Source organism: Nitrosomonas europaea (genome assembly GCF_900167395.1).
Classification (GTDB): domain Bacteria; phylum Pseudomonadota; class Gammaproteobacteria; order Burkholderiales; family Nitrosomonadaceae; genus Nitrosomonas; species Nitrosomonas europaea.
This window is the reverse complement of record NZ_FUWK01000052.1, coordinates 1-14328: the sequence shown is the minus strand read 5'-3', so window position 1 is coordinate 14328 and position 14328 is coordinate 1. Positions and strand designations below refer to the sequence as shown.

Here is a 14328-nt window from a genome sequence, read left to right as displayed (position 1 = left end):
GCCACCAGAAGCATGGTAATCATGCCAAATTTGTAAAATTTGGAGTCATACCACAGTGACATGTCATAGCCTCTCGACGAGACTGATGAGGCACTGCTCGTTCCTAACGTAGTTGCCATCTCTTTATCCTCCTATTCACCACATTTTGTTAAAACCAGTGATGAAAACTAAACTTTTCATCACTCACTATCGCAAAGAAACCACAATAACATCATGGTCTCCGCTTGATTTTCGACTCCGTATTTCTCGTTTTGTTCCGGCAAAGCTCCAATACCTCCGCCAGATACATCTGAAAGGCTAGTCACCTTGACCTTTTTAGTCAAGCCCTTTTTTATCCAAACAACCAGCAGCATCAGTAGAATATCAAAAAATCAATCAGTTAAAATAATCAACCCATCCCACAACCATCACAAAAATTACTCACATCCCTCAAGAGAAATTAACCATAACATTAAAATGGTTAATTGTTTTCCAATATATTGTTATTGTTGATAATTTAAACTTACCGAGAAATACAGAAAAATTGATGCTTGTGTACAAATTTCCATTCTCCAGCCCTAATGTTGCAAACTGATAATCTAATTCCAGATTTTATAAACAAGCAGATTACGCAGGCCGTTATGAGCCTGCGCAGTGGTAATGTGGTTGCTTTTCCAACTGAAACCGTTTATGGACTTGGCGCTGACATTTCTCAGCCTCAAGCAATCCAAAAAATATTTGAAATCAAGGGTAGGCCTTCCAGCCATCCGCTCATCGTTCATTTTGCCAATTTATCCGAACTCGAATTCTGGGCTGAAAATATACCTGCAACTGCATGGATACTGGCCCAACATTTCTGGCCTGGTCCATTAACGTTAATTTTGACAAAAAGCAACCATATTCCCCTTAGCGTTACAGGGGGACAAGAAACCGTAGGATTGCGCATTCCCCGACATCCCATTGCCCTGAAGCTGCTTGAACAGCTTGGCAGTTGCAAAGCACTTGCCGCACCATCTGCCAATCGCTTTGGGTTTGTCAGCCCCACAATCGCTGATCATGTAAAGAATGCATTTAATGACAAAATTGAAGTAATTCTTGATGGCGGCCCTTGTGAAGTAGGTCTGGAAAGTACTATCGTCAGTTGTATTGACAAAGATGTCACGATATTGCGCCCTGGCGGTATCTCAGTTTTATCCATTGAAAACTTACTGCAACAGAAAGTCTCAGTTAAATCACAAAACAAAATACGTACACCCGGGTCTTTATCATCACATTACGCGACAGCAACCCCTCTTGAAATCTGCCAAAGTAGCGAATCCCTCTTCTCCCGCTCTTTCGACCTTCTGCAACAAGGGATACGTACAGCTGTAATCATTCGCAGCATACACCTGATCCCCATGTTGAATTCGGACGATAAATTCCACTATATTCTTATGCCCAACGACCCGGTAGCATTTGGTAAGGATTTATACGCTACATTGCGTAAACTCGATGATGCGAATTTCGAGCGGATTCTGGTTGAAGCACCGCCTGATGATTTAGAATGGCTGGCTGTTGCTGATCGGTTAAGTCGGGCCAGCTATTCATTCACAAGTAAATAACTTCAATAAAAAACTATGGCTCTTTCTGCAGTTCTTTTTGATGTAGACGGTACGCTCGCGGATACCGAACGAGATGGACACCGAATTGCTTTCAATCAGGCTTTCAATGAATTTCAACTGGATTGGGAGTGGGACGTAGACCTGTATGGCGTTTTACTTCAAATTACGGGTGGCAAGGAACGCATCCGTTTCTATATAGAAAATTATGCACCTTCTTTACTTAGTAAAAATAATCTTGATGAATGGATTGCACAGATTCATAAAACCAAAACCAACTATTTTCTGAATCTGCTGAAAGAAGGGAAGATACCACTACGGCCAGGCATCAAACGGTTGTTGGACGAGTTACGAAAAAACAATATAAAAATTGCAATCGCCACTACAACAACCTATGAAAATGTAAGCACTTTACTTCAGTGCACACTGGGAGACAGCGCTCTCGAGTGGTTTGATGTAATCGGCGCAGGAGATATCGTTTCAAAAAAGAAGCCCGCACCAGATATTTATGAATGGGTACTTAACCAACTTAATCTTCCTGCTGAAGCTTGTATCGCTATTGAAGATTCAGAAAACGGACTGAAATCAGCTACGGCAGCCGGCATAAAAACAATCATCACCATCAGCGAATATACCCGGGAGCAAAATTTCAGTTATGCAGCCCTTGTTTTAGAGGATTTAGAAAGTACAGACCATACCCATCAAATAGCAGCACAATCATTTGATAAGCCGTTAAGTGTGCAAACACTATCTGATCTCCTGAATTGAGGCCCCGGCGAATCCAGTAAAGCAGAAAACAACCAATAGTTATCTGGTAGGCAAATAGCCAAGCGGATCTACCGGTTTGCCTTTTTCTCGTATCTCAAAATGCAGCTTTACCACTCCACCATCGGTATTGCCCATCTCAGCAATCTTTTGTCCTTTAGACACACTGTCACCTTCATGTACAAAGATCTTGCTATTGTGGCCATAAGCACTCAGATAACTATCGTTATGTTTAATAATGATTAAATTACCATATCCGCGCAAACCACTCCCACTATAGACAACAGTACCTGAGGCTGATGCCAGGACAGCCTGTTTAAGTTGGCCACCTATTCCCACACCTTTAGATTTCTCAGAAAACTGGCTAATAATTTGACCACTTGTCGGCCATCCCCAGTTGATACTGCTATTGTTCGTTCTTACATTCGCTGACTGATCAGATTTATTTTTGGATGGCTCCTTGATACTACTGACTTGATGATAAGGTTCGGAATCAACTTGAGCAGCGCCAGATTGATTATTCAGTTGATCACGCGCTGTATCGGAATAAGGCAGTAAAACTCCTTTTGGCTCTGTTTTGAAAGATTCAGTCGTTTCATAGTTACTCCCATCAGATAAGGTGCCAGGCTGATAACCGGCGACACCGACATCTCCCGGTTGAGAAATTGAGAAAAGTGTGGGCTGCGAAGAAAGATCTTCCTGATCAGGAATCTGTCCTTGTCCTGCAAGGGTCCGTAAATAAAGCTTCTGACCAACTCGCAGCTCTCTCGGATCTGCAATATCGTTCATTTCAGCCAGTTGATTGACATCTAAACCATTTTTCAGAGCAATACCATACAAAGTATCGCCACTTTGCACAACATAGACCTCTTTTCTCTCATAATCTTTTACATTATCTCCAGATATCCCCGAATAACTGCCTGGCAACCGCTCAACAACTGGTGCCGGATCCGGTTTTGAAACACAGGCGCCCAGGGATAAGGTAAGAAGAAAAAAAGAAAATAGACGCATGAACATTGAGTATTTGGCTCAATACCACGAATATGATCGGGTAAAGCCCTTGTAAAAATTATCCGGATGCTAAAAGAAACCAGTGATAAGCTTTTATTCTTTGAAGACCCTTGCTATCTATTGATAGTTCCGGGAAGTATCGGTACAAACATCACCTCATCCAAGATAGTTTCAACAAAACCTTCGGTCGTGTGATCGATCACACAAAGATATTGCTTCCTGTTTCCCTTTGGGAATACCATTCTGCCACCCATAGCCAATTGTTCCAGAAGTGTCTCCGGTATTTCCGGTATAACTGCTGTCATCATAATTCCATCGAACAGCCCTGCTTCCGGTAAGCCCCGCATACCATCAGCATGCTTCAGATGAATATTGAGAATACCCAATTCACGTAATCGAATACGTGTACGTGTCAACAAAGGACCTATCCGCTCAATCGAGTAGACTTCACTTGCTATTTTTGCCAGAACTGCAGTCTGATAACCACACCCTGTACCAATTTCCAGGATTTTTCTAAGTGAATTACTGCCACCATTTCGCAGCAATTCAGTCATACGGCCGACAATCCAGGGACTGGAGATGGTTTGTCCGTAATTGATCGGTAACGCAACATCTTCATATGCCCGAGATGCCAAGGCTGCCTCAACAAAAAGATGGCGCGGGATAAAACCCATTGCTGCCAATACCACTTCATCTTTAATACCCTGTTCCCGCAAGCGTTCGACCATACGAACCCGCGTCCGCAGCGATGTCATGCCGATACCAGAATGGCGTACACTCACGTACCAATTCTCCTATTTCTACCTAACACTAATGAAATAACGAGAGCGAACAACCTCAACAAACCTCGACTTTATTACCAGCGAATAAACTTGTCAGTTAGCGCCGGGGGATTACTAAAGTGTAAGCCAGTTCTTGACATAACCAATCTGGTCGTAACGTGTCAGATCTATTTGTAGTGGTGTTATTGATACCCGGTTATTTTGAAGAGCAAAGAAATCAGTTCCCTCACCTGCATCCTGGGCTGCACCTGCGGCACCCACCCAATATACTGTCTCTCCTCGAGGAGTTTGATATTTAATCACAGATTCCGCTTTATGACGACGACCTAACCGCGTAACTTCCACTCCCTGCAACTCATCGTACGGCACATCCGGGACATTCACATTGAGCAGAATCGGAATATGGAATCTGTTTTCTGTGAACCGCTTGACAAGATCAACAACGATCCTGGCTGCTGTTGGAAAATTGCCGCGCGACATACTCACCAGGGATACAGCAATTGAAGGCAATCCTAACAGAAAGCCCTCGGTTGCAGCTGCTACAGTCCCTGAATAAACCGTATCATCCCCCATATTAGCGCCATCGTTGATCCCTGAGATCACCATATCCGGCAATTCATCCAGCATGCCGGTTACAGCGAGATGGACACAATCTGTCGGTGTACCATTTACGTAATAAAAACCATTATGTGACTTATGCAAGCTGAGCGGACGATCCAGCGTAAGCGAATTGCTTGCCCCGCTACGATCACGCTCTGGCGCAACAACCGTCACATCTGCAATCTCAAGGAGCACTTTTGCGAGATTGGCAATACCTGGCGCAAAATACCCATCATCATTACTGAGCAAAATGCGCATTCAAATACATCCCCGAAAGTTGAGTAATGTGGCCAACTACCGTGAAAGCCCACCTTAAAACGATCAAATCGTTTATGGTAAGAATAAATACACAGTCGCCAAAGATTAGAGATAATTAAATTCTTTCCAGATTTAATCTAAAACTTGAAAGACAAATGACTTTTTAAAAACTGGTCGGGGCGAGAGGATTTGAACCTCCGACCACTTGCACCCCATGCAAGTACGCTACCAGGCTGCGCTACGCCCCGTTTCTTTTACTTTGATTATAACAAAACTGCACCAAGCAATTACCAGCCTTGTACCAATAATACTCATATATTGAACAATCCCGGATTAACGCTCGTTAATCAGAAAAATGTGTGCTTTTACTCTGTCGCCTCACTTACTCACTTACCTGAAGAAACGATATGACTTGCTCAATTTCTCTTTTTAATCCGGCCAGACTGAAATCTGAACCGGACTGACAAGATTGACCACCTACTACATTATTTTTAACCTGATTCTGCAACCCTAATACCAGGTGATTGCGTGCTCCGTTTATGGTAAAACCATAGTCGTACAATAACTCACGTATCCGTCTGATGAGTATTACCTCCTGGTGCTGATAGTAACGCCGGTTTCCATGACGCCTGATTGATCTCAGTTGGGTAAACTCCTGCTCCCAGTAACGCAAAACATGTGGCTTAACGCCACATAATTCACTCACCTCTCCGATTGTGAAATATCTCTTTACCGGTATGGGAGGCAATACATTAATTTGTGCCTGATTCTCCACGATAGTTAGCTTCCACCATAGATTTAAGCTTCTGGCTTGCGTGAAAAGTAACCACTCTTCGTGCCGAAATCGGAATTTCCTCACCAGTTTTGGGATTCCGCCCCGGACGTTGTGGCTTTGTTCTCAGCTGAAAATTACCAAAACCTGAAAGCTTTACACCATCACCATTCTGAAGTGCTGCCCGCATTTCCTCGTAAAAACACTCTACAATCTCTTTTGCTTCACGCTTATTCAATCCGATATTCTCGAATAACAAGTCAGTAAGCTCTGCTTTGGTTAAAGCCATAATCCACCCTTAAGATAGAAAATAGAGTAATTGCCCTGAACCAACACTAATTAGCTACGTAGCGTTGCACCAAATTTTCGTTCAAGAATACCGACCAACTGACTGACTGCCCGATCGATTTCCTGATCTGTAAGGGTTTTTTCGCTATCTTGCAATAAAATACGGAAAGCAAGACTCTTTTTCCCTTGCACTAATTTTTCACCACTATATAAATCAAATAAAGATATCTCACTAATGCTGCGGTCTTTTTCCAGATGCATTGTCTCCAGCAAACTGGCTACACTTACATCACTTTCCACGACAACCGCAATGTCGCGCCTTACCGGTGGAAATTTCGAAAGCGGATACATGGCTGGCAATAACTCAGCAGCCAACGCTTCCGTTCGTAATTCAAACAGTATGGCAGATTGAGATAAATGATACTTGCTCTGCCAACGAGGATGAAGTTCTCCTATCCAACCAACCGGCTTCTTGTCTATCAAGATTCTGGCTGATTTACCCGGGTGTAACGCCGGATGTAGCGCAAGCTCAAAATAAACGCTTCTCGGCCAGAATAAAGACTCAATGTCCATTTTTACATCATAAAAATCGATATCCCGATCCGGCACACCCCATTGCTCCGGATATGCACTTCCTGAGCAAAGAGCCGCCAGATTTTCTACCTCTTTTTCCTCATCGCCCTCTTTACTGAAACACGAGCCTAACTCAAAAATTCTGACTCTGCTTTGCTTGCGGTTCAGATTGAATTGCAGATTATCGATCAATCCGCCAAAAAGACTGCTACGCATTACATCCATATGACTGGCAATTGGATTCTTTAATCTGATTGGTATGTCATTTCCAGAAAAATCTGCTTCCCATTGAGTATCGACAAACGTGTAATTTATAACTTCCTGATAATCTTTCGCAGTCAGAATCTGACGCAATCGTTTAACTGGTGATACACCCGTTTCTGGTTCTGCCAGCATATGCACCGGTGCTTTGGGCAACCGGGCAGGAATCAGATCATACCCGTGCACCCGCGCAATTTCTTCAATGAAATCTTCTTCGATCACCAGGTCAAAGCGCGCTGCAGGTGGTACGACATAAAACATCTCACCCGCGATAGTGTAACTAAATTGCAAACGCTGAAAATACTCCGATATCAGTTCAACACTGAAATCTACTCCCAAGATCTTTGCAATACGCTTTTGACGCACCCTGACTGCTTCTCGCCGCGGTAGATCATTCCCGATTTCTGTAACCGGCCCCGCTTTACCTCCGCATATCTCCAGGATCAGTGCCGTAGCTCGTTCAAGCACACTACGTGTCATGGAAAAATCCACACCTCGCTCGAATCGATGTGCAGAATCCGAGGTAAAACCCAACTTAAATGACTTTCCGCTGATCACAACGGGTGAAAAGAAAGCACTTTCAAGAAAAACATCTATTGTAGTATTTGTCACCCCACTTTCACTGCCGCCCATGATACCGGCCAACGCCAATGGTTTACTGCTGTCAGCTATAACCAACATATCTTTCTGTAAAGTTAGCCTCTCGCCATTCAGTAGCAGCAAGTGCTCATTCTCACCAGCAAAACGTACACAAATCTCCTGGTTTATCTGATTAAGATCAAAGGCATGCATTGGCTGGCCTGTTTCCAGCATAGCATAGTTGATAATATCAACCACCGGATTAATCATGCGCAAGCCGGCACGCTCCAGACGCTGACTCATCCATAGAGGAATGGCAGTATCTGTTGCTACACCCTTGATGACCCGGCCACAGTAAAGTGGACAGGATTCAGGTTCCTCTACCCGGATTTGTAATACATCTTCAATTACCGGATTAACAAATACAATTTCCGGCAAATCAAGCTCACTAGCGGTGATTGCAGCAACCTCACGCGCAATACCAAACATACCCAAGCAGTCGGCCCGGTTAGGTGTCAGCTTCAAAGTAAAAATACAATCATCAAGCGAGTAGTATTTTCTGAAATCTACTCCCACAGGCGTATCACCCGGAAGCTCAAGTAACCCATCGGCATCACTTGCCAATCCGAGTTCCTTGGCAGAGCACAACATACCTAAGGATTCTACACCGCGTATTTTACCCTGCCGTATATCCAACTCAGGCAGCCGGGCTCCCACCAGAGCGCACACGGTTTTCATACCTTCTTTTACGTTTTGTGCTCCGCAAACGATTTGCAAAAACCCGTCTGACTGAGTCCCCACATCAACCTTGCATACATTAAGCCGGTCAGCATTAGCATGCTTTTGAACAGAAACTACTTGTGCAACGACTACCTTATCGAAAAACGGGGCAACAGGAGCTACGCTTTCCACCTCCAATCCTGCCATCGTTAATTTGTGCGCCAACTCCTCATCAGAATACTGGAGATCAACCAACTTTCGAAGCCAGTTCCCGGAAAATTTCATAACTGCAAGTTTCGTATATTAATTAAACTGTTTCAGAAAACGCAGATCGTTTTCGAAGAACAAACGCAAATCATTAACGCCGTAACGCAACATAGCCAAGCGTTCGACGCCCAGACCAAAAGCGAACCCGATATGTTCTTCACTATCCAGACCAACATGATTCATGACATTCGGATGCACCATACCGCACCCGAGTACTTCTAACCAGCCAGTTTCACCACAAACCCGACAACCCTTGCCATTACACATTACACATGCAATATCCATTTCAGCAGAAGGTTCTGTAAACGGAAAAAAAGAAGGGCGGAATCTGACTGACAAATTATCTTTCTCAAAGAAATTCCTCATAAACTCCACCAATACACCTTTCAACGCGGAGAAACTGACATTCTCATCTATCCACAATCCTTCAACCTGGTGAAACATTGGCGTATGTGTTACATCGGAGTCACAACGATACACCCGCCCAGGTGCAATAATTTTTATGGGTGGCCGATGGTTCTGCATGTAATGAATCTGCACTGGCGATGTATGTGTTCGTAACAGTTTGCCACCATCAACATAGAAGGTATCGTGCATAGCACGTGCAGGATGATTCTCAGCAATATTTAGCGCGGTAAAATTATAGAAGTCAGTTTCGATTTCAGGGCCAGTTGCAACACCAAAACCAATCGAGTGAAACAATGATTCGATACGTATCAAAGTTCGTGTGACGGGGTGCACCCCTCCCATCCCCAACCCACGCCCTGGCAAGGATACATCCAGACTCTCCTCGGCCAGACGAGCCGACATATTTTTTTCCTGAATCAGGTTCCGACGTTCAATCAAAGCATCTTCCAGCAGCTTCTTTGCCTGATTGATTCGCTCTCCCATTACCGGTCGTTCTTCAGGAGTCAGTTCCCTCAACCCCTTTAGCAGAATAGTAATCTCACCTGTTTTTCCCAGGTATTGCGCCTTGATCTGCTCTAGATCAACGATACTTTCGGCATTATCGAACAATTTTATTGCAGCATTGACCAAGTCTTCCAGATTACCCATAGCAATGGAATGATTCATTCATAAAAAAGGGAGGTCGAGCCAATAATTGCTGACCTCCCTTGGTAAACTTGTACACCAACTACTTTTTAATTTGCCAACCCGGCTTTTACCTGGTTAGTTATTTTCTCAAAGGCAACTTTATCAAATACAGCCAAATCAGCCAGTATTTTCCTGTCAAGACTAATACCTGCCTTTCTGATACCGTTCATAAATGTACTGTAAGTCATTCCCAACTCACGTGCTGCTGCGTTGATACGCGCAATCCATAAAGTCCGAAACTGTCGTTTTCTTTGACGACGATCACGATATGCATATTGTCCAGCCTTCATTACAGCCTGTTTTGCAATACGGTATACATTTTTTCGTCTACCGCGATACCCCTTCGCCAGCTTAAGAATCTTTTTATGGCGGGCCTTTGCCGTTACACCACGCTTTACTCTTGGCATTATCTATCTCCTCAGGCGTAAGGCAACATCACACGTACAGATACCATGTCACTTGCATGAACAGCAGCTACACCTCTTAACTGCCGCTTATTTTTGGTTGTTTTCTTGGTAAGAATATGGCGCTTGAAGGCTTGTGAACGTTTTATACTTCCCCCCGCCCTTACTTTAAAGCGCTTAGCAGCACTCTTTTTCGTTTTCATCTTAGGCATAAATTTTTCCTCTTTTAATATGAATCAAGGTGTTTCAGATCAGAAAACTTTTGGGACCCTGATATCACTCGTAATAAACAAACAACATTGCAAACAATCTTGTACCAAAACAATAAAAACACTGCTACTGAGTTATAGCCTCACTTTTTGCATCAGTTTCAGACTGTTTAGCAGATTTACCTACCTTAACTTCTTTCTTTTTGGGAGATAAAACCATTACCATTTGCCTCCCCTCTAATTTTGGGAATTGTTCCACCACAGCATGGTCAGCAAGGTCCCCCCGCACTCTTTCCAGCAATCTGACACCAAATTCCTGATGTGCCATCTCCCTGCCCCGAAAACGGAGTGTAATCTTTACTTTGTCGCCATCATTTAAGAAATGAATCAGATTTCGTAGCTTGATACCGTAGTCACCCTCATCTGTATTGGGTCTAAACTTGATCTCTTTGACTTGTATTTGTTTTTGTCTCAGCTTGGCATCATGCTTTTTTTTGCTTTCCTGATAAAGATATTTACCGTAATCCATCAGTCTGCAAACTGGCGGCTCCGCTCCGGGTGCTATCTCCACGAGATCTACACCCGCTTCCTCAGCCATTTCTTTTGCTTCAGCTATCGACACAATCCCAGCCTGCTCACCATCAATACCAATTAACCTGATCTGTGATGCCGAGATCTCGTCATTAACCTTTACAGTCTTTTCTTGAGCTATGGTACCCTCCTCCGCAAATTCATTAAAATCAATTATTATAATCTTTTAGCTATTTCTTCCTGAGCACGAACAACGAAACTTTCAACAGACATCGCTCCGTAATCCTGACCTGCTCGCCCTCGTACGGTAACTGTCCTGTTTTCCATTTCCTTATCCCCGACTACCATCAAATAAGGAATTTTCTGCATGCTATGCTCGCGAATTTTATAGCTTATTTTCTCATTTCTCAAGTCTGAGCTGGCACGTATACCACTTTGCTTGAGTTCATCTGTAATCAACTGAGCATATTCAGCTTGATTTCTTGAAATATTCAGTATGATAACTTGCTCTGGAGAAAGCCATAAAGGTAGAGCACCTGCGTGATGCTCAATGAGAATACCGATGAAACGCTCCATAGATCCCAGAATGGCTCTATGCAACATTACAGGGATCTTTCTTGTATTGTCTTCTGCAATATACCCTGCACCAAGCCTTGCTGGCATAGAAAAATCCAGTTGCAAAGTGCCACATTGCCACTTGCGTCCAAGACTATCCTTCAATGTAAATTCGATCTTTGGGCCGTAAAAAGCTCCTTCGCCTGGTTGTACCTCCCAATTCAACTCTTTCTGATTCAAAGCGGTTGCCAGAGCAGTCTCGGCTTTATCCCATTGATCTTCCGTTCCGACTCTTTTGAGTGGACGTGTTGAAAGCTTTATCAGCGTTTCACTGAAACCGAAATTTATATACACCTGATTCAGCAGATCTATAAATTTTGTTACTTCTCCCAGAATCTGATCCTCTGTACAAAAAATATGAGCATCATCTTGTGTGAATGAACGGACACGCATAAGACCATGTAAAGCTCCAGATGCTTCATTCCGATGACAAGAACCAAACTCTGCCAGTCGAAGTGGCAAATCACGGTAACTTCTCAATCCATGATTGAACACCTGAACATGACCCGGACAATTCATCGGTTTAATAGCATAATGTCGATTCTCTGATTCCGTGATAAACATATTTTCACGAAAATTTTCCCAGTGACCAGAGCTCTCCCACAAAGATCTATCCAACACTTGAGGAGTACGAATTTCCACATACCCGTTCCCGGCAAGAGTCTGGCGCATATATTGTTCAATCTGCTGCCAGACAACCCATCCCTTAGGATGCCAATAAACCATTCCAGGAGCCTCTTCTTGTGTATGAAAAAGATCCAGCTGCTTACCAAGTTTGCGGTGATCACGTTTCTCGGCTTCCTCCAGACACCGCAGATAATTATTCTGCTCTTCATTACTTACCCACGCTGTTCCATATATCCTTTGCAGCATCTCATTTTTGGAGTCTCCACGCCAATAAGCGCCCGCTATCTTCATCAGCTTAAAGACTTTGATTTTTGATGTATAGGGCACATGCGGCCCACGACATAAATCCGTGAAATCACCTTGTGAATACAAGGAAACAGGCTCGTTATCTGGAATCGATTCAATTATCTGAGCTTTATAGTGTTCTCCAATATCTTTAAAAAAATTAATTGCCCTGGATCGATCCCATACTTTTCGCTCAATTTTCAATGCTCTCTTGCTAATCTCTTGCATTCTTTTTTCTATAGCTACCAGATCTTCAGGTGTAAATGGCCGCTCATAAGAAAAATCATAATAAAATCCATTCTCGATGACTGGCCCGATAGTAACTTGTGTTCCCGGAAATAATTCCTTAACAGCATGTGCCAATAGATGCGCACAAGAATGACGAATGATCTCCAGACCCTCAGAATCCTTATCTGTTATCAGCACCAAATCGCTGTCTGTCTCTATCTGTTCTGACAGATCCACCAGCTTGCCGTTTAACTTGCCAGCCAGTGCAGCACGTGCTAATCCTGGGCTGATAGATTCAGCAACCTCCCTCACAGTTACGGAATTATCAAACACCCTGTCTGTACCATCCGGCAAACGAACAACTGTCACTTATTTACCCCACAACTTGAACAAATCTTAAACAAACATAGATATACGGAAGCTGGTTATAGATTTAAACAGCAAAATACTCAATCTAACCTTACATACTCATGTGCCGGTCGCTATAAATCAGTATATCGACCAGTAACAGCTATGATTTGCTTACAAATAACCTAAATACTATTTACGGAATTGGTTACCCCAAATTGAATTTTTTACTAGCCGCCATACTAATATAAAACCCGCGAAGCCTAAAAATAGAACCTCCGCGGGTCTCAGTGTACATCAAGCAAGCAATAGCTACTACATTGCAACTTACTTACTCATCGTTGTTATCGTCTTCGTTGTCGCTGTTGTCACTGGAGGAAGCGGATTCGCTGTCGCTGCTGTCGTCAGCTTCTTCGGTTTCTTCATCTTCGTCCTCATCAGCTTCTTCATCATCCCCATCATCTTCCGGTTTCAATACCAGCTTGCCTTGAGCAATACTTGCATTCAAATCCGTCATCGGAACTTCTTCATGCACCAGATTCTGATGACAATCTATACAGGTCGCCCCTTCTGTTTCCATCTTTTTATGTTCAGCCTGAGCACTCTCTCCAGGAGGTGCCGGCTTCTTATGACAGGTGCGGCAAGTGATGCTGTCCCATTTCTTGAGATTCATTCTCGCATCATGAGCCATCTCCAGTCTTCTTTCATTAAACTTCTCCAGGGTGGAGTAGTCGTTGACCAGCTCCAGATACAGTTCTCTGGCACCATCTATCGCGTGTGTCGCTACCGCAAGATGGAAATTCTCTATTCCCTGAGGAATATGACAGTCCTTGCATCCCGGGTTAACACCCAGCGCACCATAGTGGGTGGATTGCTTCAACTCGGCTTGCGGATAAGTCATGGAATGACAGCTGGTGCAGAATTCTTCGGTCGATAATGCCGCTTCTCCACCAAAGACAACAGCCACCAGGACTATACCCAACAGTGCTCCTGTCAACAGAGTACCAATCGATCCTTTTTGCAGTCTGGTCATCACTATTTTCCTTTTTTGGCGGGTTTGGCACTGGCCTGGAATTCATCATGGAATTTGAATTTCGGCTCTCCTTCAAATACGCCTTCCAGTTTGTAATGTTCATGCATGGCTTTGACTTCCTTGACCATTTCATCAAACTTGAAGGTGTATTTCGCATCCACTTCCGGTGTAAACGGGGTGTAAGGCGCTTTGGCTCCTTTCCACGGTGAACCTTCGTAGTTCAGATGGCACGCACTGCAGCGTTCTTCAAAGTGGAAGTCCTGTCCTTTCTTTGCCAGATCTTTGCGAGGCGTTTTCTTGCCCGATTTCTCAAAAGCCTGCCCGCTCTTACGATGATCTCCCCGGAAGTTACGTCCAGGTCCATGGCAGGATTCACAGCCTACACCCGTCAGCATCGGTTTGGGCGATTCGATCGTATAGCCCCCTTTCTGACCAAATCCATCCACGTGACAACCTACGCAGTCTTTGTCCTGGGTGTAGTCCTTGGCCGGATCCAGTTT

At 43.8% G+C, this 14328-nt stretch carries 16 protein-coding genes and 1 tRNA gene; 2 read left to right on the top strand and 15 right to left on the bottom strand.

The window, feature by feature from the left end; genetic code table 11:
- Positions 1-179: 179 nt before the first annotated feature.
- Positions 180-353, bottom strand: a complete 174-nt coding sequence (locus B5D58_RS13925; protein ID WP_158297462.1) for a hypothetical protein — start codon at positions 351-353, stop codon at positions 180-182.
- Between the two features lie 207 nt (positions 354-560).
- Between B5D58_RS13925 and B5D58_RS12350 the strand changes: the two genes are divergently transcribed.
- Positions 561-1580: an L-threonylcarbamoyladenylate synthase gene (locus B5D58_RS12350; protein WP_011111555.1), complete on the top strand. Its 1020-nt coding sequence runs from the start codon at positions 561-563 to the stop codon at positions 1578-1580.
- A 15-nt stretch (positions 1581-1595) separates the two neighbouring features.
- Complete coding sequence (locus B5D58_RS12345) at positions 1596-2345, top strand: HAD family hydrolase (protein ID WP_011111556.1); 750 nt, start codon at positions 1596-1598, stop codon at positions 2343-2345.
- Positions 2346-2384: 39 nt separating this feature from the next.
- On the opposite strand, the gene B5D58_RS12340 is transcribed toward B5D58_RS12345, so the two are convergent.
- The 14 genes from B5D58_RS12340 to B5D58_RS12275 form a co-directional block, all read right to left on the bottom strand.
- Positions 2385-3353: a peptidoglycan DD-metalloendopeptidase family protein gene (locus B5D58_RS12340; RefSeq protein ID WP_234989082.1), complete on the bottom strand. Its 969-nt coding sequence runs from the start codon at positions 3351-3353 to the stop codon at positions 2385-2387.
- 113 nt (positions 3354-3466) lie between these two features.
- A complete protein-coding gene (locus tag B5D58_RS12335; protein ID WP_011111558.1) occupies positions 3467-4135 on the bottom strand; it encodes a protein-L-isoaspartate(D-aspartate) O-methyltransferase in 669 nt (222 codons plus the stop codon).
- 114 nt (positions 4136-4249) lie between these two features.
- Complete coding sequence (gene surE / locus B5D58_RS12330; protein WP_011111559.1) at positions 4250-4993, bottom strand: 5'/3'-nucleotidase SurE; 744 nt, start codon at positions 4991-4993, stop codon at positions 4250-4252.
- 171 nt (positions 4994-5164) lie between these two features.
- A tRNA-Pro gene (locus B5D58_RS12325) sits at positions 5165-5241 on the bottom strand.
- A 134-nt stretch (positions 5242-5375) separates the two neighbouring features.
- Positions 5376-5768, bottom strand: a complete 393-nt coding sequence (locus tag B5D58_RS12320) for a MerR family transcriptional regulator (RefSeq protein WP_011111560.1) — start codon at positions 5766-5768, stop codon at positions 5376-5378.
- A complete protein-coding gene (locus B5D58_RS12315) occupies positions 5746-6054 on the bottom strand; it encodes an integration host factor subunit alpha (protein WP_011111561.1) in 309 nt (102 codons plus the stop codon). Before B5D58_RS12315 ends, B5D58_RS12320 begins: the two co-directional genes overlap by 23 nt.
- A 50-nt stretch (positions 6055-6104) precedes the next feature.
- Positions 6105-8471, bottom strand: coding sequence for a phenylalanine--tRNA ligase subunit beta (pheT, locus tag B5D58_RS12310; protein ID WP_011111562.1), 2367 nt, complete (start codon positions 8469-8471; stop codon positions 6105-6107).
- An 18-nt stretch (positions 8472-8489) separates the two neighbouring features.
- Positions 8490-9509, bottom strand: coding sequence for a phenylalanine--tRNA ligase subunit alpha (gene pheS / locus B5D58_RS12305; RefSeq protein ID WP_041357110.1), 1020 nt, complete (start codon positions 9507-9509; stop codon positions 8490-8492).
- A gap of 86 nt (positions 9510-9595) precedes the next feature.
- Positions 9596-9955: a 50S ribosomal protein L20 gene (rplT, locus tag B5D58_RS12300; protein WP_011111564.1), complete on the bottom strand. Its 360-nt coding sequence runs from the start codon at positions 9953-9955 to the stop codon at positions 9596-9598.
- 11 nt (positions 9956-9966) lie between these two features.
- Entirely contained in the window at positions 9967-10164 is a 198-nt protein-coding gene (rpmI, locus tag B5D58_RS12295; protein ID WP_011111565.1) for a 50S ribosomal protein L35, read from the bottom strand.
- A 124-nt stretch (positions 10165-10288) separates the two neighbouring features.
- Positions 10289-10873, bottom strand: coding sequence for a translation initiation factor IF-3 (gene infC / locus B5D58_RS12290; protein WP_074671359.1), 585 nt, complete (start codon positions 10871-10873; stop codon positions 10289-10291).
- Positions 10874-10908: 35 nt separating this feature from the next.
- Positions 10909-12816, bottom strand: coding sequence for a threonine--tRNA ligase (thrS, locus tag B5D58_RS12285; protein WP_011111567.1), 1908 nt, complete (start codon positions 12814-12816; stop codon positions 10909-10911).
- A 310-nt stretch (positions 12817-13126) separates the two neighbouring features.
- The gene (locus B5D58_RS12280) at positions 13127-13828 is read right to left on the bottom strand and encodes a NapC/NirT family cytochrome c (RefSeq protein WP_011111568.1); all 702 of its coding nucleotides are present in this window, start codon (positions 13826-13828) and stop codon (positions 13127-13129) included.
- Between the two features lie 2 nt (positions 13829-13830).
- Positions 13831-14328 (bottom strand): cytochrome c family protein (locus B5D58_RS12275; RefSeq protein ID WP_078737647.1); only part of this gene is annotated, 498 nt, incomplete at its 5' end.